This window comes from Streptomyces sp. NPDC047072 (assembly GCF_040643855.1).
GTDB lineage: Bacteria > Actinomycetota > Actinomycetes > Streptomycetales > Streptomycetaceae > Streptomyces.
Genome location: NZ_JBEYVC010000014.1, coordinates 93,274 through 118,040, shown reverse-complemented (window position 1 = coordinate 118,040; position 24,767 = coordinate 93,274). Strand labels below are relative to the sequence as shown.

The 24,767-nt window shown below is 71.4% G+C and carries 17 protein-coding genes and 1 pseudogene; 10 read left to right on the top strand and 8 right to left on the bottom strand.

Annotated elements, in window-relative coordinates; translation table 11 throughout:
- A pseudogene (locus ABZ896_RS09320) lies at positions 1 to 715 on the top strand (cobyrinic acid a,c-diamide synthase); the annotation flags it as partial.
- Positions 700 to 1,446, top strand: coding sequence for a precorrin-2 C(20)-methyltransferase (gene cobI / locus ABZ896_RS09315; RefSeq protein WP_360924417.1), 747 nt, complete (start codon positions 700 to 702; stop codon positions 1,444 to 1,446). The pseudogene ABZ896_RS09320 and the gene cobI, both read left to right, overlap by 16 nt.
- Positions 1,447 to 1,616: 170 nt before the next feature.
- On the opposite strand, the gene ABZ896_RS09310 is transcribed toward cobI, so the two are convergent.
- Positions 1,617 to 2,345, bottom strand: a complete 729-nt coding sequence (locus ABZ896_RS09310; RefSeq protein WP_360924414.1) for a ZIP family metal transporter — start codon at positions 2,343 to 2,345, stop codon at positions 1,617 to 1,619.
- Between the two features lie 100 nt (positions 2,346 to 2,445).
- Between ABZ896_RS09310 and cobM the strand changes: the two genes are divergently transcribed.
- Genes cobM through cobC form a run of 6 tightly spaced genes read left to right on the top strand, consistent with a single transcriptional unit; the run spans position 2,446 to position 8,820 of the window.
- Positions 2,446 to 3,267 (top strand): precorrin-4 C(11)-methyltransferase, encoded by an 822-nt coding sequence (gene cobM / locus ABZ896_RS09305; protein ID WP_360924411.1) that lies wholly within the window; start codon positions 2,446 to 2,448, stop codon positions 3,265 to 3,267.
- A complete protein-coding gene (cbiE, locus tag ABZ896_RS09300) occupies positions 3,264 to 4,562 on the top strand; it encodes a precorrin-6y C5,15-methyltransferase (decarboxylating) subunit CbiE (RefSeq protein ID WP_360924408.1) in 1,299 nt (432 codons plus the stop codon). Before cobM ends, cbiE begins: the two co-directional genes overlap by 4 nt.
- On the top strand, positions 4,559 to 6,241 hold the full coding sequence (cobJ, locus tag ABZ896_RS09295; RefSeq protein WP_360924405.1) for a precorrin-3B C(17)-methyltransferase: 1,683 nt from the start codon (positions 4,559 to 4,561) through the stop codon (positions 6,239 to 6,241). Before cbiE ends, cobJ begins: the two co-directional genes overlap by 4 nt.
- Positions 6,238 to 6,846 carry a precorrin-8X methylmutase gene (locus tag ABZ896_RS09290; RefSeq protein ID WP_360924402.1) on the top strand — a complete coding sequence of 203 codons (609 nt, stop codon included), beginning with the start codon at positions 6,238 to 6,240 and terminating at the stop codon, positions 6,844 to 6,846. The genes cobJ and ABZ896_RS09290 overlap by 4 nt, the downstream gene beginning before the upstream one ends.
- A complete protein-coding gene (locus ABZ896_RS09285; RefSeq protein WP_360924399.1) occupies positions 6,843 to 7,769 on the top strand; it encodes a sirohydrochlorin chelatase in 927 nt (308 codons plus the stop codon). The genes ABZ896_RS09290 and ABZ896_RS09285 overlap by 4 nt, the downstream gene beginning before the upstream one ends.
- On the top strand, positions 7,759 to 8,820 hold the full coding sequence (gene cobC / locus ABZ896_RS09280) for an Rv2231c family pyridoxal phosphate-dependent protein CobC (protein ID WP_360924396.1): 1,062 nt from the start codon (positions 7,759 to 7,761) through the stop codon (positions 8,818 to 8,820). Before ABZ896_RS09285 ends, cobC begins: the two co-directional genes overlap by 11 nt.
- Here the strand turns inward: cobC and ABZ896_RS09275 are convergent.
- From ABZ896_RS09275 to ABZ896_RS09245, 7 genes are all read right to left on the bottom strand, one after another.
- On the bottom strand, positions 8,768 to 10,642 hold the full coding sequence (locus ABZ896_RS09275; protein WP_360924393.1) for a DUF2264 domain-containing protein: 1,875 nt from the start codon (positions 10,640 to 10,642) through the stop codon (positions 8,768 to 8,770). The two genes, cobC and ABZ896_RS09275, sit on opposite strands and share 53 nt — an antisense overlap.
- A 102-nt stretch (positions 10,643 to 10,744) precedes the next feature.
- A complete protein-coding gene (locus ABZ896_RS09270) occupies positions 10,745 to 11,803 on the bottom strand; it encodes a LacI family DNA-binding transcriptional regulator (protein WP_360924432.1) in 1,059 nt (352 codons plus the stop codon).
- 46 nt (positions 11,804 to 11,849) lie between these two features.
- Complete coding sequence (locus ABZ896_RS09265; protein WP_360924390.1) at positions 11,850 to 13,490, bottom strand: sugar ABC transporter substrate-binding protein; 1,641 nt, start codon at positions 13,488 to 13,490, stop codon at positions 11,850 to 11,852.
- Positions 13,491 to 13,517: 27 nt separating this feature from the next.
- Positions 13,518 to 14,405 (bottom strand): carbohydrate ABC transporter permease, encoded by an 888-nt coding sequence (locus tag ABZ896_RS09260; protein WP_360924387.1) that lies wholly within the window; start codon positions 14,403 to 14,405, stop codon positions 13,518 to 13,520.
- The gene (locus tag ABZ896_RS09255) at positions 14,402 to 15,256 is read right to left on the bottom strand and encodes an ABC transporter permease subunit (protein WP_360924429.1); all 855 of its coding nucleotides are present in this window, start codon (positions 15,254 to 15,256) and stop codon (positions 14,402 to 14,404) included. Before ABZ896_RS09255 ends, ABZ896_RS09260 begins: the two co-directional genes overlap by 4 nt.
- A 180-nt stretch (positions 15,257 to 15,436) precedes the next feature.
- Positions 15,437 to 16,048, bottom strand: a complete 612-nt coding sequence (locus ABZ896_RS09250; protein WP_360924385.1) for a hypothetical protein — start codon at positions 16,046 to 16,048, stop codon at positions 15,437 to 15,439.
- A 173-nt stretch (positions 16,049 to 16,221) separates the two neighbouring features.
- Positions 16,222 to 17,130 (bottom strand): SCO1860 family LAETG-anchored protein, encoded by a 909-nt coding sequence (locus ABZ896_RS09245; RefSeq protein ID WP_360924382.1) that lies wholly within the window; start codon positions 17,128 to 17,130, stop codon positions 16,222 to 16,224.
- A 265-nt stretch (positions 17,131 to 17,395) separates the two neighbouring features.
- On the opposite strand from ABZ896_RS09245, the gene ABZ896_RS09240 reads away from it, so the two are divergent.
- Together ABZ896_RS09240 and ABZ896_RS09235 are read left to right on the top strand one after the other, a co-directional pair.
- Positions 17,396 to 24,298 (top strand): polymorphic toxin-type HINT domain-containing protein, encoded by a 6,903-nt coding sequence (locus ABZ896_RS09240; RefSeq protein ID WP_360924379.1) that lies wholly within the window; start codon positions 17,396 to 17,398, stop codon positions 24,296 to 24,298.
- On the top strand, positions 24,292 to 24,759 hold the full coding sequence (locus ABZ896_RS09235) for a hypothetical protein (protein ID WP_360924376.1): 468 nt from the start codon (positions 24,292 to 24,294) through the stop codon (positions 24,757 to 24,759). The genes ABZ896_RS09240 and ABZ896_RS09235 overlap by 7 nt, the downstream gene beginning before the upstream one ends.
- The last annotated feature ends 8 nt before the right edge of the window (positions 24,760 to 24,767 follow it).

Genomic DNA, 24,767 nt, shown 5'->3' with positions numbered 1-24,767 from the left:
TCCAGGGGGCTCGGCTCGGTCCAGGTCTCGCCGCCGTCGTACGACATGCTGCGGGCCCGAAGGGCCTCGTCCTCAAACGCCGGACGGGCTGAATACAACTGCGCGGAGTTCAGAAGTACGAGTCGCCGTCGCTGCGGGATCCGCGTTCACGTTCTCCTATGCCGAGCATGCCGAACTTCTCACCGCCGCCGGGGCCACCGTCGTCCCCTTCGACCCACTGCGGGACGAGGAACTGCCCGAAGGAACCGCCGGGTTGGTCATCGGCGGGGGTTTTCCGGAGGTGTACGCCGCCGAACTCTCCGCCAACGAGCCGCTGCGCAAGGCCGTCGCCGATTTCGCGGAGCGTGGCGCTCCTGTCGCCGCCGAGTGTGCCGGGTTGCTGTATCTGTGTCGGGAGTTGGACGGGATGGCGATGTGCGGGGTGCTCGACGCCTCCGCGCGGATGAGCGAGCGGCTGACGCTCGGGTACCGGGACGCCGTCGCCGTCGGGGACAGCGTGCTCGCGGTCGCCGGGACGCGGATGCGGGGGCACGAGTTCCATCGGACCGTCGTGGAGCCGGGGGCGGGGGACGCGCCCGCGTGGGGCGTGCGGACGCCCGTACGGCGGGTCGAGGGTTTTGTACAGCGTGGTGTGCACGCGAGTTATCTGCACACGCACTGGGCGTCGGAGCCCGGTGTCGCCCGTCGGTTCGTGGAGAGGTGCCGGACGTCATGAGCAGCAGCAGGTTGATCGGGGTCGGGGTCGGTCCCGGGGATCCGGAGCTGGTGACCGTGAAGGGCGTCAACGCTCTGCGCGCCGCCGACGTGATCGTCGTACCCGTCATGGATACGGGTGAGCGCGGGCGGGCCGAGGCCACCGTGCTGCACTACGTGCCGCAGGAGAAGGTCGTACGGGTCGTCTTCGCGCTCAACGAGCGGTCCGACCGGGCCCGGCGCGAGGCCGCCTGGGACGCGGCCGGGTGGCGGGTCGCGCAGTTGCTCCGGGAGCACGGCCGCGTCGCCTTCGCGACCATCGGTGACCCGAACGTGTATTCCACCTTCACCTATCTCGCCCAGACCATCGGCGAGCTCGTGCCGGACGTCGCGATCGAGACCGTGCCCGGCATCACCGCGATGCAGGATCTGGCCGCACGCTCCGGTGCCGTGCTCACCGAGGGGACCGAGCCGCTCACGCTCGTGCCGGTCACCGCGGGGTCCGAGGTGCTCAAGGACGCCCTCGCCGGGCCCGGGACCGTCGTCGCGTACAAGTTCGGGCGGCAGGCCGCCGAGGTGGCCGAGGCGCTGCGGGAGAGCGGGCGGATCGAGGACGCCGTATGGGGGGCGGCGCTGGGTCTGGAGGGCGAGTCCATCCGGTCCGCGGCCGAACTCGACGGCTCTCCCCTGCCGTATCTCTCGACGCTCATCGCGCCCGCGCGGCGCGAGGGCGGGCGGGGCGGCAAATTGTGAGCGCCTCGCGAGCGCCGGGGCGGGCGGGATCGGTCGGATCGGGGAGATCAGCCGGACCGGCGGAGTCGGCGGAATCGGCGGGGCCGGCAGGATCGGCGGAACCGGCGGGATCGGCGAAATCAGCCGGGCCCGCGGAATCGGCGGGATCGGCGGTTGCGCCGAGAACCCGGTCAGCCCGCCAGGCCCACCACCAGCCAGATGAACCCCACCCCCGCGACCGTGCACAGCAGCGTCGAGTGGGCCGGGTGGTCGTGGTGGGCCTCGGGGAGGATCTCGGCTGCCGCGAGGTAGAGCAGCGCGCCGCCGAAGAGGCCGAGATAGCCGCCGAGGACGCCCTCGGGGATGGTGACGAACGCCGTCGAGGCAGCGCCGGCCACCGGGGCCACCGCGTCCGCGAACAGCATGGTCAGGGCCTTGCGGCGGGCGTTCCCGTACAGGCTCGTGATCGTGTACGTGTTGAACCCGTCCGCGAAGTCGTGGGCGACGACCGCCAGCGCGACCGCCGTGCCCATGCCGCCGCCGACCTGGAAGGCCGCGCCGATCGCCACGCCGTCCATCGCGCTGTGGCCGACCATCGCGCCCGCGGCCGTGAGGCCCACCTCGGGCACCCGGCCGTCGGTCTCCTCCGCCCCGTGGGCCGCCTGGCGGGCGGCCAGCAGCCGTTCCACCAGATGGGCCAGCAGGAATCCGGCCACGAACAGCAGCAGGGCCGCCGGGACGCCGAAGACCTCCCGGCCGGCGGCGTCCAGCGCCTCCGGCAGCAGGTCCAGGCCGACCACGCCGAGCATCAGGCCGCCGGCCAGGCCCAGGACCAGGTGGCGGCGGTCGGTCACGCGCTGTGCCGTCCAACCGCCGGCCAGCGTCATCAGGAACGCGCCGAGCGCTACGAAGACCGCCATGCGCCCTTGGTATCCGATCAACCCCCGTTCACGCACATCCGGCCGCGACAGCCGCGGCACCCGTAAGTACGCGTAAGCACTCGTAGGAGGACCGATTTCCATGGCCGATGCCCCCACCGGCAAGGTGACCTTCGTCGGTGCCGGCCCCGGCGCCGCCGACCTGCTGACGTTCCGTGCCGCGCGCGCCATCGCCGAGGCCGACGTCGTGATCTGGGCCGCGAGCCTGGTGCAGGCCGAGGTCCTCGACCACGCGTGCGAGGGCGCGGAGATCCTCGACTCGGCGACCATGTCCCTGGAGGACGTGGTCGCGGTCTACGAGCGGGCCCATGAGTCCGGGCTCAAGGTGGCGCGCATCCACTCCGGCGACCCCGCGCTCTGGGGCGGTACGCAGGAGCAGCTGGACCGGTGCGCCGCGATCGGCGTCGAGACCGAGGTCGTGCCCGGTGTCTCCGCGTTCTCCGCCGTCGCCGCGCTCGCGCAGCGCGAGCTGACGATTCCCGAGGTCGCGCAGTCCGTCGTGCTCACCCGGCTCGGTGGCGGGAAGACGCCGATGCCGCCCGGCGAGGAGGTGCGGGAGTTCGCCAAGCACGGCACGACCATGGCGATCTTCCTGTCCGCGGCGCGCAGCGGGCAGCTGGTGCGGGAGCTGCTGGAGGGCGGCTATCCGACGTCCACGCCGGTCGTCGTCGCCTATCAGGCGACCTGGCCGGAGGAGCTGGTCGTGCGGTGCACGATCGGGACGCTGGAGGAGACCGTCAAGGAGCACAAGCTCTGGAAGCACACGTTGTTCCTGGTGGGGCCGGCGCTGGACGCCTCGGGGACGCGGTCGCACCTGTATCACCCCGGGCATTTCCACGGGTACCGCAAGGCCGATCCTGAGGCGCGGCGGGCGTTGCGCGCGGCGAAGGGTGCCGGCACGTGATCACGGTCGTGGGTACGGGGGTGTCGGCGGCGCCTGTCGAGTCCCTCGCCGGAGCCGGGCTGGTCGTGGGCGGGCGACGGCATCTGGACGCGGTGGCGGTCCCCGCGGAGGCCGAGCGGGTCGTTCTGGGGCCGTTGGCTCCGGCGCTGGATGTCATCGAACGGCATCTGGACAAGGGGTCCCGGGTGGTCGTGCTGGCCTCGGGGGATCCGGGGTTCTTCGGGATCGTGCGGGTGTTGGCGGAGCGGTTCGGGGCGGGTGCGTTGGATGTACGGCCCGGGGTGTCCTCCGTCGCCGCCGCGTTTGCGCGGGTGGGGGTGCCGTGGGATGACGCGGTGGTGGTGAGTGCGCATGGGCGGGATCTGCGGACGGCGGTGAATGTGTGCCGGGCTCGGCCGAAGGTGGCGGTGCTGACTGGGCCTGGAGCCGGGCCTGCGGAGTTGGGGGCGGCGCTCGCGGGAGGGGGTGCCGAGGAAGGTCGTGGGGCGGGTGCGGCGCCGTTGGGGCTGGTCGCGCAGTTCCCCGCGCCCCTAAAGCGCGTGCTCCTTGTTGCCTCTGAACTCGGCACTCGGGACGAACGTATGGAGCGGGTCACCCCCGCCGAAGCCGCCGCCCGGGACTGGGGCTCCGCCGTGAGTGTCGTTCTCTGTATCGACGAGTCTCGGGCTCTCGGCGGTGTGCGCACCGTCGCCGGGGATCCCCCAGGTCCGTCCCAATGGGCCCTGGAAGAAGGCGAGTTCGCGCACCGCGACTCCATGATCACCAAGTTCGAGGTGCGGGCGCTCGCGCTCGCTCGGCTCGGGCCGCGGCTCGGTGACCTCGTCTGGGACGTCGGTGCCGGGTCCGGGTCCGTGGCTGTGGAGTGTGCTCGGCTCGGGGCCGCCGTCGTCGCCGTCGAGAAGGCCGCCGACGGAGTCGAGCGGATCCGTGCCAACGCGGCCGCGCACCAGGTCGACGTACAGGTTGTTCACGGGTCGGCCCCGGACGCGCTCAGCTCACTGGACGATCCCGACGCCGTATTCGTCGGCGGGGGCGGGCGTGAGCTGCCCGGGATCGTCGGCGCCTGTGCCCGGCGGGCCCGGCGGAGTGTCGTCGTTGCCATGGCCGCGCTCGATCGGGTGCCTGCCGTGCGTGCCGCCCTTACCGACGCCGGGTTCGACTGCGAGGGCGTCCTGCTCCAGTCGTCCCGGCTCACGCCGCTGCCGGGGGACGTGACCCGGCTCGCGGCGACCAACCCCGTTTTCCTGCTGTGGGGTTCCAGAACCCCCCTGTCCCATCGAGGAGTTGCTCAGTGATCGGCCTCATTTCCGCCACCGCGGCGGGGGCGGCGGCGCGCGACCGGCTGGCCGCGGCCTGGCCGGACCGCACGCGCGTGTACGACGGCCCCGTCAAGGACGCCGTACGGCAGGCGTTCGCGGAGTGCGAGCAGCTCGTGTGCTTCCTGGCCACGGGGGCGGTCGTACGACTGCTCGCCCCGCTGCTCGACGACAAGGCGTCCGACCCGGGTGTCGTGTGTGTCGACGAGGGCGGGCGGTTCGCCGTGTCGCTGGTCGGCGGACACGGTGGCGGCGCCAACGAACTCGCCCGGGAGGTCGGGGAGTTGCTGGGTGCGGAGCCCGTGGTGACGACGGCGACCGACGCGGTGGGGGTGCCGGGGCTCGACACCCTCGGGCTGCCGGTGGAGGGCGCGGTGGCCGCCGTGTCGCGGGCGCTGCTGGACGGTGAACCCGTCGCCCTGTACAACGAGTCGGGCTGGCCGCTGCCTCCGCTGCCGGTCGCAGGGGAGGGGGCGTACGGCATCCGTGCCACGGACCGGCTCATCGAGCCCTCCGAGCGGGAGGTCGTACTGCGGCCGCCCACCCTCGTGGTCGGCGTCGGCGCCTCCAAGGGCGCACCGGCGGACGAGGTGCTGGAGCTGGTCGAGAGCGCGTTGCGCGAGGCGGGGCTGTCCGTGCGGTCGGTCGCCGAACTCGCCACCGTGGACGCGAAGGCGGAGGAGCCCGGAATCGTCGAGGCGGCCCGGCGGCTCGGTGTGCCCGTGGTGACGTACTCCGCCGACGCGCTCGCGGGCGTGGACGTCCCCAATCCGTCGGACGCCCCCCTCTCCGCCGTGGGAACCCCCTCCGTCGCCGAGGCCTCCGCGCTGATCAAGGGCGGTGAACTCCTCGTCCCCAAGCGCAAGTCGGCGGGGCGGCCCGCCATGGCGACCTGTGCCGTCGTACGGCGTCCCGCGCGCGGCCGGCTCGCGGTGGTCGGGCTCGGGCCGGGCGCCCGGGACCTGCTCACCCCGCGCGCGAAGGACGAACTCCGGCGCGCCGCCGTGCTCGTGGGCCTGGACCAGTACGTCGACCAGATCCGCGACCTGCTGCGGCCCGGCACCCGGATACTGGAGTCGGGGCTCGGAGCCGAGGAGGAGCGGGCGCGGACGGCCGTGGAAGAGGCCCGGAAGGGGCAGGCCGTCGCGCTGATCGGCAGCGGGGACGCGGGCGTGTACGCCATGGCCTCCCCCGCGCTCGCCGAGGCCTCCGACGACATCGATGTGATCGGCGTCCCGGGCGTGACCGCCGCCCTCGCGGCCGCCGCGATCCTGGGCGCGCCGCTGGGCCACGACCATGTGTCGATCAGCCTGTCCGACCTGCACACGCCGTGGGAGGTCATCGAGCGGCGGGTGCGGGCGGCGGCCGAGGCGGACATCGTGGTCACCTTCTACAACCCCCGCTCCCGGGGCCGGGATTGGCAGCTCCCGAAGGCGCTCGCCATCCTCGCGGAGCACCGCGAGCCGACGACGCCGGTCGGTGTCGTACGCAACGCGTCACGGCCGGACGAGAGCAGTCGTATGACGACACTGGCCGCCCTGGACCCGGCGACGGTGGACATGATGACGGTGGTGACCGTGGGCAACACGGCGACCCGGGACATCGCCGGGCGTATGGTGACGCCGCGCGGCTACCGCTGGCAGGAGGGCACCCGGTGAACCGTGTCGTTCACCCCATCGAGGTGGAGTCCTACCGGCGCCTGCGCGCCCGCCTGGACACCTCGCACTTCCCGCCGCTGACCCGGGCGGTGGTGGAGCGGGTCATCCACTCCGCGGCGGATCTGGAGTACGCCACCGATCTCGTCATGGACGAGGGCGACCTGGAGAGGGCGCACGCGGCGCTGCACTCCGGCGTGCCCGTCGTCACGGACGTGGAGATGGTCGCGGCCGGGATCACCCGGCGGGAGACCGTCTGCCGGCTGAAGGACGCCAAGTCCGGTCCGGGGCTGACCCGTTCGGCCCACGCCGTCCGGCTGGCGCACGAGCAGGTCGGACCGGGGGCGATCTGGGTGATCGGCAACGCCCCCACCGCGCTGGAGGAGTTGCTGACCCTGGACGCGGCCCCGGCGCTCGTCATCGGGCTGCCCGTCGGCTTCGTCGGCGCGGTCGAGTCCAAGGCGGCGCTGCGCGAGAGCGGGCTGCCCGCCGTGAGCAACGTGTCCGAGAAGGGCGGCTCGGCGGTGGCCTCCGCCGCGCTCAACGCCCTGCTGTACCACCCCACTTCTGTATCCGAAGTATCCGAAGTACCCGAGGAGAAATCGTGACCACCCCGCCGCCCGCCCTGCTCATCGCCGGTCATGGCACCCGGGACGACGCCGGGGCCGAGGCGTTCCGCGACTTCGTCCGGGAGCTCGGGGCCCGCCATCCCGAACTGCCCGTCGCGGGCGGCTTCATCGAGCTGTCCCCGCCGCCGCTGGGCGACGCGGTGACCGAGCTGGTGGAGCGGGGCGTGCGCCGCTTCGCCGCCGTACCGCTGATGCTGGTGTCCGCCGGGCACGCCAAGGGCGACATCCCGGCCGCGCTCTCCCGCGAGAAGGAACGGCACCCGGGGATCTCGTACACCTACGGCCGTCCGCTGGGCCCGCACCCCGCGCTGCTGAACGTGCTGGAGCGGCGGCTGGACGAGGCGCTGGGCACCTCGGACGCACGCACCCCGATGGACCGTGCCGACGTGACCGTGCTGCTCGTCGGCCGGGGCTCCACCGACCCGGACGCCAACGCCGAGGTGCACAAGGCGGCCCGGCTGCTGTGGGAGGGGCGCGGATACGCGGGCGTGGAGACGGCGTTCGTGTCGCTGGCCGCGCCGGACGTGCCGAGCGGCCTGGACCGGTGCGTGAAACTGGGGGCGCGGCGGATCGTCGTGCTCCCCTACTTCCTGTTCACCGGCATCCTCCCGGACCGGGTGAAGCAGCAGACCGAGGGCTGGGCGGCCGCCCACCCGGAGGTCGAGGTGCGCTCCGCCGAGGTCATCGGCCCGGAGCCGGAGCTGCTCGACCTGGTGATGGAGCGGTACGAGGAGGCCGTCAAGGGTGATCTGCGGATGAACTGCGACTCGTGCGTGTACCGGATCGCGCTGCCCGGGTTCGAGGACAAGGTGGGCCTGCCGCAGCAGCCGCACTTCCACCCGGACGACGACGGCCACCATCACCACGGACACCACCACGGCAGCCACTCCCATGCGCACTGACGGGCACGACCTTCGGCACCACGGGGACGCCGAAGTCCGGGACGGGGGCGCGGCGTTGGTCGACCTCGCGGTCAACGTCCGCGCGGACACGCCCCCTTCGTGGCTGCGGGAGCGGATCGCCGCGTCGCTGACGGGCCTTGCCGCCTATCCGGACGGCCGGGAGGCCCGGGCGGCGGTGGCGGCCCGGCACGGGCTGCCGCCCGAGCGGGTGCTGCTGACGGCCGGTGCCGCCGAGGCGTTCGTGCTGCTCGCGCGCGCCCTGAAGGTGGTCAGGGCGGTGGTGGTGCACCCGCAGTTCACCGAGCCGGAGGCGGCCCTGCGGGACGCCGGGCACGCGGTCGGCCGGGTGCTGCTGCGGGAGGCGGACGGTTTCCGGCTCGATGTGTCGGCGGTGCCGGAGGACGCCGACCTGGTGGTGATCGGCAACCCCACGAACCCGACGTCGGTCCTGCATCCGGCGGACGACATCGCCCGACTGGCCCGCCCCGGGCGCACGTTGGTGGTCGACGAGGCGTTCCTGGACGCGGTGCCGGGCGAGCGGGAGGCCCTGGCCGGCCGGACCGACGTGCCCGGACTGGTGGTGCTGCGCAGCCTCACCAAGACCTGGGGGCTGGCGGGCCTGCGTATCGGCTACGTCCTGGCGGCCCCGGCGACCATCGCGGAACTCGAACGCGCCCAGCCGCTCTGGCCGGTGTCCACCCCGGCCCTCGCCGCGGCCCGCGCCTGCGTGGAGCCCCAGGCCCTGGCGGAGGCCGCCCACGCGGCCCACCGGGTCGCCCTGGACCGGGCCCATCTCGTCGCCGGGCTGCGGGAGTTCGGCCCGGACGGGCTCACGGTGGTCGAACCGGCCGAGGGCCCCTTCGTCCTCGTACGACTGCCGAAGGCCGCGGCCGTACGGCGGCATCTGCGCGACCTGGGGTTCGCGGTGCGGCGCGGGGACACGTTCCCGGGGCTGGACGAGGAGTGGCTGCGGCTCGCGGTGCGGGACCGGGTGACGGTCAACTCCTTCCTCCAGGCGCTGGACCAGGCGGTGACGCTGGCGCACCACTGACCTCTTCCCGGGTGCCGTCCGGGAAGACGACCACGACGGTGCCGTCGGCGGTGACGTCGGCGCTCGCACCCGTGACCCGGGGATCGACGCCGAGCACCACGAGCGTCACCAACAGCGGGGCGGCGACGGGTTGTTGGAGGCACGGCGTGGCCGAGTGGCGGCCGGTGGCGTTGGTGTCGGTGCCGGGGACGACCGTGCCGTGGGTGTCGAGGTCCCAGCCGTACAGGCCGACGAGGGCGCTGGTGAGTCCGTCCGTACGGCGGGCCAGTGCCGATCCCGGGCCGGTCCGGGTGGTGGGCGCCTCCGAGTCGGCGATGGACCAACCGCCTTCCCTCACAGCGGTGTTGTCGGGTGCGTCCAGGCGGTGCACGCGGATCTCCCAGGGCCCGCGCACGACGCTGACCGTCTCGATGCCGCCGTGCCGTGAGGCGGCCCGGTTTCCTTCGGCGCCGAGGGGCTGGATCCGGCCGCGTGGCGAGGGTGTGCCGTCCGGGGCGAGCAGGGCGAGGTGGTTGTCGGGGCCCGGTGTCTCGGGAGCGGTGGCGCTGGAGTAGGCGAGCCGGGCGTAGTGCGGGCTGTCCTCGGCGGTGGCGGGCGGGGGCGGGAGCCGGTCGCTGCCGTGGTTGACGAGCCGGACGACGCCGTCGGCGGCGGTGGAGTGCAGCAGCCAGCCGGGGGCGGGGAGAGCGAGGACGGTGTCGGCCGTGTCGACGGGGCCCGGCTCCTCGGTCGCCGTCCACACGGGGTGGTTCTCGGGCAGCAGCAGGCCGAGGAACGCCTTGCTCGCCCAGTACGGGGAGGCGGGGCCGGAGTAGCGCTGGGTGACGGGGAGGAAGGGGCGGTACCAGCCGAGGGTGAGCAGTCCCCGTTCGTCGGGGGCGCCGCGTTCGACGAAGTGCTTCAGGGTGCCGGAGGCGAGGCGGCGGGTGCGGCCGGGCGGCAGCGGGGTGACGTCGGCGAGGGCACCGGCCCACAGCGGGGCGGCGGTGGCGAACCGGTAGGTGAGGGACCGGCCTTGGTGGACGGGGGCGCCGTCGGAGCCGAAGAAGTACTGGTGGGTGTCCAGGAACTCCCGCAGCCGCGCCCGGTGCCGGGCGACGATGTCGGGGGCGGCGCGCGGGCCCGCGATCCGCGCCCACAGCACCGGATACAGGTGCAGCGCCCAGGCGTTGTAGTAGTCGAACTTCCTGCCGTCCCCGTCGGTGTACCAACCCCCGCCCCGGTACCAGTCGTCCAGCCGCGCGAGCCCGGCGTCGATCTCGTCCCGCCGATGCGGAGCACCCACCGAGGCGAGGAACTCCTCCACGATCACCTGGAAGAGCCGCCAGTTGGAGTCGTTGACGTCGGCACCGACGAAGTCGCCGAGCCACGCGACGACTTGGCCGCGCACCCGGTCGTCGAGGTGGTCCCACAGCCAGGCCCGGGACTCGTGCAGCGCGACGGCGACGGAGGCGGCCTCCACCATGGGCTGGGAGCGGTCGGCGATGGGCGGCCAGTGCTCGGGGTGCCGGGGATCGGTACCGGCGTCCAGCCCGGCGGCGTACCGCTCGATCAACGCGGGCCCAACTCGCCCACCGGACCCGGCGATCCGGAAGGCGGCGAGCAGAAACGACCGGGCGAACCCTTCCAGCCCGTCCGACCAGACCCCGGAGTGACTGGGCGGCCCGGGCAGCCGGTACTGGGCGAGGCCGGGGCTGGCGAACGGCACGAGCCCGTCGAGCAGCCGGTCGGCAACGGCTTCCCAGTGGGCGCGGGTCCAGCCGGTCAGGGGGGAGAGAAGGAGGTCGGACGAGGGAAGGTGCGCCAAGGGAGGTGCGGTCATATGAGGTCGGGTCCTCCTCTGATCTGGGGGGCGGTGATGCTTTTAGGGGCGCGGGGCTGTGTCGATATGCGGCTCCGCCGCGTGGGCGCGACCAGCCACGAATCACCCGCAGTCGCCCACGATCTTCGGCGCAGCGACGCTTCCGCGCACGACGATGTGCGTGCCGAGAAGGTGACGGCCGCCGCCGGTCCGCCCCGGATCCCGCAGAGCGACCCGTACCGCCGCCCGCCCCAACTCCTCCGCCGGCGTCCGAACAGTCGTCAACGGTGGGTTGAAGTCCTCGGCCAGCGGGATGTCGTTGTAGCCGACGACGGACACGTCCTCCGGAACCCGCAGCCCGGCGTCGGCCACAGCCCGCAGCGCCCCCGCCGCAACCATGTCGTCCCCCGCCACCACCGCCGTGAACTCCCGCGTCTCCTTCAGGAGTTCCGTCATCGCCCGCAACCCCGCCGCCCGCCCCAGCCCACAGTCGACGACCCGCGCAAGCCCCGCAGGGACCCCGTGCTCGGCCAGCGCCGCCCGGTACCCGGCGACGCGTGCGTCCAGCGCGGTGTTCCCGGGCAGCCCGCCGAGGAACACGATCCGCCGATGCCCGGCCGACAGCAGATGCCCGGTGATCGCCCGGGCCCCCGCCTCGTTGTCGAACTCGACGACCAGCGCGGGGAGTTCGGGATCCGGCGAGGGCCGCCCGCACAGCACGAGCCGCGCCCCCGTCGCGTCCAGCGCCTGCGCGTAGTGCGCCACGCGGGAGCGGTACGCGTCGTCCTCGACGACACCTCCGACGAGGATCACCAGCCGCGCCCCCTCCTCCCGCATGAGCTGCACGAACTCCATCTCGCGCTGCGGATCCCCACCGGTCGCCCCGACCACGCACAGCCACCCCCGGTCCGCGGCCTCCGCCTCGACCCCCTCGGCGACCTGCGCGTAGAAGGGGCTGGTGACCTGCCGGACCACGACCGCCGCCATCTTGCGGCCGCCGCCGACCAGCGCGCGGGCGTGCGCGTTGGCGACGTAGTCGAGGTCGCGGGCGGCCCGCAGGACGCGCGCCCGGGTCGCGGGCGGCACCGGGTGGTTCCCGGTCAGCGCCCGTGACGCCGTGGCCATCGACACGCCCGCGCGCTCGGCGACCTCCCGGATGGTGACCCGCTTCCTGCCGGCCATGCCGTCGTTCTCCATCCCCCGCGACTCCTGTTCCACCGGCGGCGCCTCACGTGTTGGCCGCATAGTCCTTCGCGAACTCCTCGGCCATTCTGTCGCCGCCCTGCGCACGCCACTTCTTCACGGTGGCGTCCCATTCCGACAACGGCAGCCGTCCCGCCACGATCCCGGTGACCGTGTCGTCGAGCAGCGCCTTGAGCGTGGTGCCCTGGGCGTTCTTCGTCCGGGACTGGAGCCCGAAGGAGGCGTTGCGGACGGCGTACGGCACGACCTTCTGCTGCCAGGCGTGCAGGGCCCGTACGGCGTCGGGCATGCCCGGCACGAACAGCACCTGGGGCCCTTCGGCGAGGTACTTCAGGGGCAGGTTGGTGTTGTTCTCGACCTCGCCCAGCTCGGTGGGCTCCGGGGAGCCGTCCTTGCCGCGGGTGAAGTGGGTGCCCTCGACGCCGTAGTGGACGAGTTCCCACTCCTTGCTGCCGAAGGGCGCGGCGAGGTAGTCGAGGATGCGCAGCAGGAGTTGGACGCGTTCCTTCTCGGCCTTCTTGAGGACGGTGTAGCCGAAGGAGCGGCGGGCGGCGACGATCCCGCCGGGGGTGCCGTCGACGCTGTACGGCAGGGCCGCGGCCGGGGTCAACTTGCCCTGTGACTCACGGTACTTGGGAAGGTAGGCGCCGAAGCCGTCCTGCATGGAGCCGACCGTGCCGTTGTAGTAGAGGGTGGTCAGGTCGATCTGGGAGACGGACGTGGAGTCGGGGTAGTACGAGCCGGCCTTGCGCAGCTCCGACTGGAAGGCGACGGCCGCCTTGAAGCGTTCGTCGGCGTAACCCGGCTGGAAGGCACCGGACTTGGTGACCGCCCACTCCTGGGGTGCGCGGTGGGCGGCGGAGTGCACGGCGTTGCCGAAGAGGGAGCCGTTGGCGGCGCCGAGCGCGTAGGTGCGGCCGCTGGTGGCCTGCTTGGCGACCGCGGCGAAGTCCTGGGAGGTCCAGCCCTCCTGCATGCCGGCGTCGGTGAACATGCCCTGGTTGATCCAGAGGGTGGAGCCGGGCAGCGGGCGTTCCAGCGGGATGCCGTACAGACGGCCGCCGATGCGGCCCATGTCCCGCCAGGCGTGGGTGGGGATGTTGGCGAGGTTGGGGTAGTCGGCGATCGCCTCGCCGGAGAGGTACGGCGTGAGGTCCTCGGCCCGGCGCTGTACGAACTCGGCCTCGCGGGGCAGGACGAAGCCGGAGAAGAGGTTGATGATGTCGGGCAGGGCGTCGGTGTCGCCCGCCATGACCGTGGCCATCTTCTTCTGGTAGTCCGCCTGGGAGATGATCGTGTACTCGATCTTGACGCCGAGCGCCTTCTCGACGGCGGCCCAGAACCGGTTGGCGGAGGCGGGCTTGGGCGGGGTGCCGAAGGACACCGACATGACCTTGACGGTGGAGCCGTCGCCGGGGGTCCGGGCGACGGACCGCACGAGGTCGGCGGGGTAGGCGGTGTACCCGGCCTGGACACCGGCGTCGGTGGGCGCCAGATCGGGCTTCGGCGCGCTCGTCGTGGGCCGGTAGGCGGGCCAAGGGGCCAGTTTCTTCCCTGCGTTGGAGACATCGCTGTCGCCGGAGCCGGTGGAACAGGCGGTCAGCAGACCGGGTACGGAGACGGCGGCCAGGGATCCGAGCAGGGTTCGGCGAGACATGCTGGGCATGGATCAATCACCTCGTGTCGGCTTGGGTCAGCTCTTGATGGCGCCGGTGAGCACGCCCTTGGTGAAGTACTTCTGGAGGAACGGGTAGACGAGCAGGATCGGGACGGTGGCGAGGACCAGGACCGCCATCTGCACGGTCTGCGGGGCTGTGACCGTGCCCTCGCCGGTGGTCGCGTCGGTGAGCCCGGAACCGGCCACCACGTAGGTGCGCAGCACCTGTTGGAGGGGCCAGTGGTCGCTCTCCAGGTAGAGCGAGGCGTAGAACCAGGAGTTCCAGTACGCCACCGCGTAGAAGAGGCCGACGACCGCCAACGCGGCCTTGGACAACGGGAGTACGACGGAGACGAGCACCCGCCAGTCCCCCGCGCCGTCCAGGCGGGCCGCCTCGTACAGCTCCTCGGGGATGCCCTGGAAGAAGCCGCGCAGGACGACCAGGTTGAAGACGTTCACCAGAACGGGCAGCACCAGCGAGGCGTAACTGTCCAGCAGGCCCAGCTCCTTGACGAGCAGGAAGCTCGGGATCATGCCGGGCGGGAAGAGGAAGGTGAACAGGATCAGCAGCAGCACGGGCCGCCCGCCGAACACACCGGGGCGGGAGAGGGCGTAGGCGAGAGTCACCGTACACAGGAGGCTGAGCAGGGTGCCCACGACGGTGACGCCGACGCTGACACCGAGCGCGTGGGTGACGATGCCGCCGTCGAGGATGTCCCGGTACGCCTTGAGCGAGGGATCGCTCGGCCACAGCACCCAGCCGCCGTTCGCCACCACCTCGTCGGTGGAGGCCAGCGAGGTCGAGACGATGACGAGGAACGGCACGCAGACCAGGAGGACCACGGCGGCCAGGGCGAGCGCCTTGGCGCCCTGGGTGACGGGCCGCGGCTTCTCCATCCAGCCGGGGCGGGCATGAGCGCTCACTTGTAGACCCCCTGTTCGCCCAGCCGGTGGGCCACCTTGTTCGCGGCGTACACCAGCAGCGCGCCGACGACGCCCTTGAACAGGCCCGCCGCCGCGGCGAATCCGTAGTCGCCGCCGACGATGCCCTGGTAGTAGACGAAGGTGTCGATGATCTCGGCGGCCTCGGGGCCGACCGCGTCGCGCTGGAGCAGCATCTGCTCGAAGCCGACGGAGAGGATGTCGCCGAGCCGCATGATGAGCAGCAGCACGATCACCGGGCGGATCGCGGGCAACGTGACGTGCCAGAAGCGCCGCCAGGGTCCCGCTCCGTCGATCGCGGCGGCCTCGTACTGCTGCTCGTCGACCTGGGAGAGCGCGGCGAGGAAGATGATCGTGCCCCAGCCGGCGTCCTTCCAGATGACCTGCGCGACGACCAGCGGCCTGAAGGCGTCGGGGTTGCCGATGATGTCCACCGTTTGCCAACCCATGCCGTTCAACGAGGAGTTGAGCAGGCCCGTGTCGCCGAGGAGCTGCTGGAAGAGGGCGACGACGATCACCCACGAGATGAAGTGCGGGAGATAGGCCACCGACTGCACGAACCGGCGCACGCTGCTCCAGGTCAGGCTGTGCAGCAGCAGGGCGAGGCCGAGCGGGACCGGGAAGTAGAAGACGAGCTGGAGGACCGCTATCCAGAGGGTGTTGAGGACCGCGTCCCAGAACGCGGTGTCCTCGAACATCCGCCGGAAGTTGGCGAGTCCGGTCCAGGGGCTGGCCCAGAGGCCGTCGAAGGGGACGTACTCCTTGAACGCGATGACGTTGCCGACGAGCGCGCCGTAGTGGAAGAGCAGGAAGTAGGCGAGGCCGGGCAGCATCAGGAGCAGCAGGGCGCGGCTCTGAAAACCTTTTCTTCGGATGGCGGCCAAGGTTCCCCTTCGTCTTCGGAAGTCGGAGCGAAGAGGAAGTTAAAGCGCTTTCATGCCTGGGTCAACAGCTCTGACAGAGAAAGGGAGTTGACCCAGCTCAGTCCGGTGGGTTTCGGAGTGAAAACGCTCTCACACCGGTTCGGGACGGCGGGCGAGCAGCACGCTCACGACCGCCACCCACACGCCCGCGAGGATGAAGGCGAAGAAGCCGACCCAGGGGATGAAGACCAGGACGCCGAGGACGACGGCGGACCAGCTCAGCCAGCGGGGCAGCGGCGAGGCGGCGGCGCGGACCGTGGCCAGTCCGGTGGCGAGCAGCATCACGCCCATGCCCGCGACGAACGGGATGAAGAAGTCCTCGTTGATCGCGTTGAGCGCCTGGAGTGCCGCGCCGGTCGCCGAGGACTTGTCCGCGAGGTCCAGCAGGGCCAGGGTGAGGGCCGCACCCACCAGGAAGCCCGCGGCGATCAGGACGCCGCCCGCGAGGACGACGCGGTGCAGCCACTCGCCGGCGGGCGGGACGCGCCGGATCCGGCGGGCCAGGTAGGCCGCGAAGAAGACGAACAGGACCGAGGCGAGGACCAGGAGATACAGGCTCACTCCGAGCTGCGCCCGGTGGTCGTCGTAGTACGACCGCACCTCGCGGCCCGGGGCGTCGTACGCCGGGGTGTCGCCGAACAGGAGGAATCCGGCGACCGTGAGCACCACGGCCACCAGACCGGTCAGGGGTGCGACGCGCATGGGGACCTCCTCCACCCCCCTGCGGGGCCGCCCCCCTCGTTCTCCACGGTCCCACCGGTGGCGCCACTGCGCCATTCGGGTGAGCCGGGCGCGATGCGGACGGTATTCGCCACGTCACGCATCGCGCTCCGCACCCCCGTCGGGCCCCGTCGACCGGCGGCCGGGACCGGGTGTCAGCCCCGGCGCCGTGCCACCACTACCGCTCCCCCGCCGGCCACCAGCAGCGCGATCGCGCCGCCGATGATGTACGGCGTCGTCGAGCCGCCGCCGGTCTCGGCCAGGCCCGCCTCCTGGACGGGCCCGCCCTGCGGCTCGACCTCGGGTGCGGGGGCCTTGCCGGGCGCGGTGGAGGCGGGAGGCGCGTCCGGGGTCTCGCAGGTCGCCTTCGCGAGGGTCAGGGTGCCCTCGACCTCGGCGACGCCCAGCTTCAACGGGTCGACGGAGACCGTGAGTTGGAGGGCGGTGGCGGCGGCCGTACGGGACGTGGTCGCCGTCTTGGACAGGTCGAGGCGGACCTCGCCGACGCCGGGCACCTGGACGTTCGTCGGACCACCGGCGGTGAGCGTGACCTTCTTGCCGAGGACCGTCACGGAACCGAGCACGTCGGCGGAGGCGGTCGGGGTCTTCCCCGCCTCGCAGGTCGCCTTGGACGTGACGCCCTGAAGCTCGATGAGGGAGAGCAGAGGCAGGCCGGGGACGTGAATCCTGGCGTGGGCGAGGCTGGTCGAGGCTTCGGCACGACTGTCGGTGACCGTCGCCTTCGCGTCGGCCGCCTCGGCGGCGAGCACACTGAACGGCTGTCCGCCGTCCACGCCGTCCAACTGCGCGGTCAGCGCCGTCTTTCGGGCACTTTGCGGCGCCTCGACCTCGTTGAGGGCGACTGCGAGCGGGACGTTCACAGTCTTGTCGAGCAAAGAGACGTCGAGGCCGGTGCGCAGGACGACGGCGCTCGCGTGCCCCGGTGAGCCGGTCGCGTGCGCGGCGCCCGCGCCGGCCAGCGCCGCGGGCCCCGCGGCCAGGACGGTCGCCGTCGCCACGGTGGCGAAACGGCGTGCGGGCATGCGGAAGTTGCTGCTGTTCAAGGTGGTGGGACCCCCAGGGAGAACTCGCTTGGGACCTCGAAAGGATGTCGCACCGTCCACCGTTCGACAGCAATCCCACGGGAGTTCACACGATCGTGGCGCATCCGTGCACGTTTTCGATCGCGCGTTCACAGTCCGGAATTCGCTCCTGCACTTTGGCATGTCATTGACATGTCTTGGGAGGGGCTTGGTACACAGGTGGGCCTGGCGCTTCCTGTGAGCCACCTGTGTCGACGGGGGCAGGGAGCACTTCGAGGAGCCCTTCATGGCAGCCTTACGGCACACCCGCATCCGCCTGCGCGTCGCCGTGATCGGCGCCGTCGCCTCGGCGTTGATCATGAGCACCGCACCCGCGAGTCCCGCCCGGCCCGACGAGGCGAGACCGGCGGCCGCCTCCGAACCCGACAGCAGCGATCCACGCCAGGGCTGGCGCCCCAACAGCGAACTCGCCGACGAGGACGGTGGGTTCTGGTCCGGCCTGCTGGGCGGGGACGACGAGCCCGACTTCCAGCAGGCCGACGACTTCCCGAAGCCCGGCCGCATCACCCTCAACCGCAGGCGCGGTGCCGCCTCCCTCACCCACGCACGCGTCTCCGGTACGGCGGACGGCGTGCGCATCCGCGCGCCCCGCACCGCGCACGCGACCGGCGCCGACCTCGCCTGGAGCGCGTACCAGGGCAAGGACCTGCGGGAGTACGAGGTCCACCGGTCCACGGACCAGGACTTCACCCCGACCGACGAGACCCTCGTGGCGCCCGTCGACCGCGCCACCCGGACCTTCGCCGACCGGACCGCGACGCCCGACGGATCCGCGTACACCTACCGGATCGTCGTCCGCACCCGGCAGGGCAAGCTGCTGGCCGGCCCGGCGCGTACGGTTCAACTGCCCGCCCTGGGCAAGGTGGTTCAGGGGGCGAAGCTGCTCGCCGCGGCCGCGGCCGAGACCTACCACCTGCCGTTCACGCCCGCGCGGATGATCCCGGGCGAGACGGCCACCGTGGAGGCGACGCTCACCAACACCACGGCCACGGCGTGGAAGAAGGGCGAGCGCGTCCTGTCGTACCGCTGGTACCTGGACGGCAAGGACATCACCAACCTGCTGAACAAGGACGCCACTTCGCTGCCGAAGGACGTGGCACCGGGCGAAACCGTCACCTTCGACGCGGAGTTGAATGCGCCGGTCCTCGTCGACCCGCTCGACAAGCGGCTGACCTTCGGCCTGGAGTGGGACCTCCGGGACAAGACCACCGGCGACTGGCTCTCCGAGACGGACGGGGTGCCGCCCTCCAAGCACGAGGTCACCGCGGAGTACCCGACCTCCGACCAACTGGGCCTGGAGGACTTCTACTCGTACGCCGGGAAGAACACCGGCGCGGGCTCGGCGCTGACGAGCAACCTCTACGCCGGCAACGCGGTGTGGTCGTACAACGCCTTCACCAACCCCTCGCTCGGCTTCTCGACCTTCCTGCGCCTTGCCTACAACTCCCAGGACGCGTCGGTCACTCCGGCCGGTCCGGGCTTCTCGCTCCAGGCGTCCTCGCCGGTGCGGCTCGGCACCCCGCTGGACTTCCACCCCACCGCGCTGCTGCCGAAGCAGATCACGCTGACCGACGGCGACGGCACCAGCCATGTCTTCAGCATGAACAAGAAGGGCGAGTGGGACTCCCCGTCCGGAGTCCACTTCCGGGTCCGGCAGTTGGAGAAGGACTGCCTGCTGAAGCCGCACCAGCGGGAGGCCTGGGAGTTCCTGCGCCCGGACCGCACCCGGTTCCTCTTCGACTGCCAGGGCTATCCGAGCGCCCAGGTGGACCGGAACGGCAACCGGATGGAGTTCACCTACGAGGACCGCTTCCTCGGGCCGAAGCTCCTGAAGTACGTCACGGACGCCGAGGGCCGGCGCACGCTCACCGTCGACTACTGGGAGAAGGGCGAGGCGTACACGTACGTCGACGAGGACGGCGAGGTGCGTGAGGGCAGGCATCTGCTGAACCCGTTCATCATCGACAAGGTCCGCTCGGTCACCGATGTCTCGGGCCGCCGCGTCGACTTCACCTTCACCGAGAAGAAGGGCCTGCTCGCCCGGCTCACGGACGGCGCGAACGCCGCCGAGAAGCTGCGCAAGGTCTTCCGCTTCGACTACGGCAAGGAGTTCGACCACCCGGGCCTGAAGCTGGTCAAGGTGACCGACCCGCGCGGCAACGCGACGAAGCTGGACTACGTCGGCCCGCACGACGACAAGGACCAGCTGCACTACCTCGGGTACACCAAGACGGTCACCGACCGCCTCGGCGCGCCGACCGGCTTCCGCTACGAGGATCCCGACGGCCACGATGCCAAGGGCCTGCGGACCGTCGTCACCGACGCCGAGGGCCACCCCCTCACCCAGCAACTCGACGGCTACGGCCGCCCGGTGAAGCTGACCGACGCCAAGAAGCGGGTCACGAAGCTGGGTTGGGACGCGGACAACAACGTCACGCGTCTGGAGGAGAACAACGGCGCTGCCCGCACCTGGAAGTACGACCCGAAGACCGGCTACCCGCTGGAGTCGCGCGACGCCGAGTCGGTCGAGAACGACCGTCCCGCCGCCACCTTCGCGTACGCCACCGGCGAGAACGGATCCATCGCCGACCTCGCGCGCCGGGTCTCCCCCGAGGGCCGCGCCTGGGCGTTCGGCTACGACGCGCGCGGCAACCTGACCTCGGTCACCGACCCGAAGGGCGTCGAGAGTGAGCCCGCGGGCGACTTCACCTCGACCAGCACCTATGACGCCCGGGGCCGGCTCACCTCGGCCACCGACGCCAACGAGCACACCTCGCGCTTCGAGGACTACGACCCCTCCGGCTACCCCCGGACCCTGGTCGACGCGCTCGGCAACCGCACGCTGACCACGTACGACGTGCGCGGCAACGTCACCGAGCTGGAGGAGGCCGACGGGGCGACGACCACGCAGACGTACGACGTGTTCGGCCGTCCGCTGGAGAACCGCAGGCCGGTGGACCAGGAGGCGGGCGAGTTCCTCGTCACGCCCGCGCCCGAGTACGACCTCAACGACAACACGGTGGTGTTCACCTCGCCCGGCGGGGTGCGCAGCAGCAGTGCGTTCGACGCGGCCGACCAGTTGCTGAAGTCGACGCAGCCCGGTGACGAGGAGGGCTCGCCCGCGCGCGTCTCGTCGTTCACGTACGACAAGGTCGGCAACCAGCTCACGTCGACCGAGCCCAAGGGCAACCTCACCGACACACCGGGGGACTTCACCTCGACGACCAAGTACGACGAGGTCTACCAGCCGATCGAGGCGGTGAACGCGGCCGGCAAGCGGGCGAGCGCCGTCTACAACGACGTCGGTGACCTGGTGAAGGTCGTCGACGCCCGCAAGAACGAGACCGCGGACCCCGACGACTACACCTCGACGTTCCGCTACGACCTGGACCACCGGCTCCTGGAGACCACCGACGCGGCCGGCGAGTCGACGACCAGCACCTACGACTGGGACGGTCTGACCGTCGCCACCACGGACGCCGACGGCAACCGCACCGAGCTGGTCCTGGACGCCCGCGCGGCCCTGGCCGAGGCCCGCGTCCCGCACGACGGGGACGTGGTGCGCACCACCCGCTTCGAGTACGACGAGGTCGGCAACCAGACCCGGGTGATCACCCCGCGCGGCATGGAGACCGGCGACGACCCGGACGACTTCGCCACCGCGACCGTCTACGACGAGCTGAACCGGGTCAAGGAGACGCTGAGCGCCTTCGACCCGGACGACAACCGCTACGACACCCCGGACAGGACGACGTACGCGTACGACGCGCTGAGCCGGGTCACCAAGGTCAGCGCGCCGCCGTCGGAGGGGCAGAGCGTCCGCAACGAGACGGAGTACACCTACTTCGACACCGGCTGGATCAGGACGTCCAAGGACGCCTTCGACATCACCAACAGCTACCGCTACAACGAGCTCGGCCAGCAGATCCAGAACACCCTGAGCAGCGCGGGCGGTTCGGTCTCGCGGACCCTGAACTCGTCGTTCTACCCGAGCGGCGCGCTCAAGTCCCGGTCCGACAACGGCGTCCCGGTCGGGCTCCAGGTGGCGCTCGTCGACAACTCCGACGTCAACAACACGGCGACGCAGGGGACTTGGGTGGAGACGGCGGCCGAGGGGTCGTACGGCTACAACGCGCAGACGCACCCGGCCGGTTCGGGCGACGCGCGGTTCGCGTGGCAGCTGACGATCCCTCAGGACGGCGACTACACGGTCTATGTGCGCTACCCGAAGGTCGAGGGCGCGGCGAAGGACGCCTCGTACGAGATCAAGCACAAGGGCGGTACCGAGACAAAGACCCTCGACCAGAGCGAACTCCCGGGTGAGTGGCGGTCGTTGGGCAAGTACGCCTTCGGCGAGGACACCGGGCAGACGGTCACCCTCACCGACAGGGCGACCGGCACGGTGGTCGCGGACGCGGTGCGCCTTGTCCGGGACAACACCGGGGACACCGACAACGAGGAGAAGGACTTCTCCTACCGGTACGACGCCAACGGCAACCAGACCGAGATCGTCGACAACAGCCCGGGCGTCGAGGTCGACCGGTACACGCTGGAGTACAACGAGCTCAACCAGCTCGGCAAGGTCGTCGAGCACGCCGGGGACGCCGTACGCAACACCACGGCGCTGACGTACGACGCCAACGGCAACACGCTCACCACGACCCACGACCTGACCTGGAGCAAGCTGGAGTACGACGCCCTGGACCGGGTCGAGCGGATCACCAACGCCGCCTCGCCGACGGCCGGGGACCAGCAGGTCACGAAGCTGGAGTACACGGCCCGGGGCGAGTTGGCGCAGCAGACCAAGCCCAACGGGAACGTCCTGACCGTCGACTACTACCTCGACGGGGCGACGAAGACGACCGGCGAGAAGACGTCCGACGGCGCGGTCGTCGCCGAACACGCCCTGAAGTACAACGCGAACGGGCACCGGACCGAGGACGTCCTGAAGCTGATGGACGCCGACGACCACGGCGACACCATCGACAACACCTACGCCTACACCTACGACCCGCAGGACCGCATCGCCAAGGTCGCGAAGTCCGGCGACGACGAGGCGACGGAGGAGTACCGGCACGACGCGGCCGGCAACGTGGTCTGGCAGAACGTCGACGACACGACCACGACCCACCGCTACGACCGCAACCGCCTCCTCACCTCGACGGCGGACGGCGCGTCGTCGACGTACAACTACGACCCGCTGGGACGTCTCGACACCGTCTCCTTCGGCGGCGAGACGATCCAGAAGTACCGCTACGACGGCTTCGACCGGCCGGTGAGCGTGCGGGCGGGCAGTGGGGCGGCGGCTCGGACGACGAGCATGACGTACGACGCGTTCGACCGGACGGTGAAGGAGACGGCCGACGACAAGACGACTCTCTTCACCTATCTGGGCATCACGTCGAACTCCCTGCGCGAGGAGGTGACCGACGAGGGTGTCACGTCCTTCCAATACGCCTCCTGGGGACAGAAGTTGACCCAGATCAAGGACAAGGAGTCCGACGGGGGCGCCCCCGAGACCACGCAGTACCTCTACCACCCGCACGGTGACGTCGAGGGGCTGACCGACAAGGACGGCGACACCAAGGCGACGTACGGGTACACGGCGTACGGCAAGAACGACACGGCGCAGATGACGGGCGCCGACAAGCCGGGGGCGGGAGGTTCCGAGTCGTCGGAGCCGTACAACTCGTACCGGTTCAACGCCAAGCGGTACGACGGCACTTCGGGCACGTACGACATGGGATTCCGGACGTACGACCCGGGTCTGAACCGGTTCCTCACCCGGGACATGTACGGCGGCGCGCTGGCGGACATGGGGCTGACGACGGACCCGTTCACCGGCAACCGGTACGCGTTCGCGGGCGGCAACCCGGTGTCGTTCATCGAGATCGACGGGCACCTGTTCGGGCTGTCGTGGTCCGACATCGGCCACGCGGCGCTGGACGTGGTCGGGCTGATCCCGGTGGTCGGTGAGGCCGCCGACCTGGCCAACTGCGGCTGGTACGCGGCCGAGGGCGAGTACCTGGACGCGGCGCTGTCCTGCGCCTCCGCGATCCCCTTCGCGGGATACGGGGCGACGGCGGCGAAGGCGGCCAAGTACGGCGACGAGGCGCTGGAGGCCATCGACACGGCGAGCGACGTGGCCCGCACGGCGGACAACGTGGTCCCGCCGGTGAAAACCCCGGACGCCCCCAGCGCCCCGAAGGACCCGGCCCCGGCGGCCCCCGCCAAGGACCCGGCACCGGCACCGGCCGCGCCCGTCAAGGACCCCGCGCCCGCGCCCGCTCAGCCGGCGGCACCTGCCCCGGCACCGCCGAAGGTCCCGGAGCAACCGCCGGCGTCCGGTGCGAGCTGCAAGATCCCCAACAGCTTCGTGCCCGGCACCCGGGTGCTGATGGCCGACGGCAGCACGAAGCCCATCGAGGACGTCGAGATCGGCGACAAGGTCGCGGCGTCGGACGTGGAGACGGACGACGCGCAGTCCCGCACCGTGACCCGGACGATCACCGGCCAGGGGATCAAACACCTGGTCACGATCACCGTCGACACCGACGGCCGGTCGGGGAACGCGACATCACAGATCACCGCCACCGACGGCCACCCGTTCTGGCTGCCCGACGAGGGCCGCTGGGTGGAGGCCGCCACCCTGCATCCGGGGCAGTGGCTGAGCACCGGCAGCGGCAGCTGGGTGCAGGTCTCGGCGGTCAGCACGCGCACCGCCGAAGCGAAGGTCCACAACCTGACCGTCGCGGGCGTCCACACGTACTACGTGCTGGCGGGCGACCGGTCCGTCCTCGTCCACAACACGACACCCACTCCACCCGTCCCGGCAGGGGTCGTGTATCTGCGAACCGATCTGAACACCGGCAAGGAGTACGTCGGACAGGCGATCAACTGGAGCCGCTACCTTGAGCGTCAGGGTGAGCACCGCAGGAAATTCCCCAGTGCGCAATTCGACTTCGAGGTGCTCGGCAGGGCGGCCCCGGGGGTGGACCTCGACGTCCTGGAGGAAAGCTGGATGCGAGCCGGTGGCGGAAAGCGCTCAGTACCGGGCAGTGTCCTCGACAACAGTCGCGTGCAGATGAACGACGCCCGCTACAAGGCCGCAGGAGGGACCGTGTGCTAGCCAAGTACCACAAGGGTGACCTGCTCTCCATTCCGGTGACCGAAGGGAGGATCGCCATGGCGCAGATCGTCGAGAAGCTGGGCGGGAACGTCCTGTTGGCCGTGTATCCCGAACTGCTGGACGCCACTGCCCCCGGCGACCTCGCATCGGTCGAGCTGGACGAGCCGATCTTCCTCGTGGAGACCATGGACCAGAACATCAGGGAGCGCGTCTGGCCGGTCGCCGGGAACCGGGAGGTCCCCCGGGACATCAAGGTTCCCGTCTACAAGGTCTGGGTCGAACCGCCCGGGGAGTACCGGGTCCAGCACATCGACGGGACCTTGGGAGCGCCGCTCTCCCCGGAGGAGGCGAGCCGTATGAAGCACCAGAAGTCGTACTCCCCCGCGGTCGTCGAAGCCGCCCTGCGGGGCTTCCACGGACATGGCCCCTGGCACCGGACGTACGACGAACTGACCGTCTGACCCGGGCG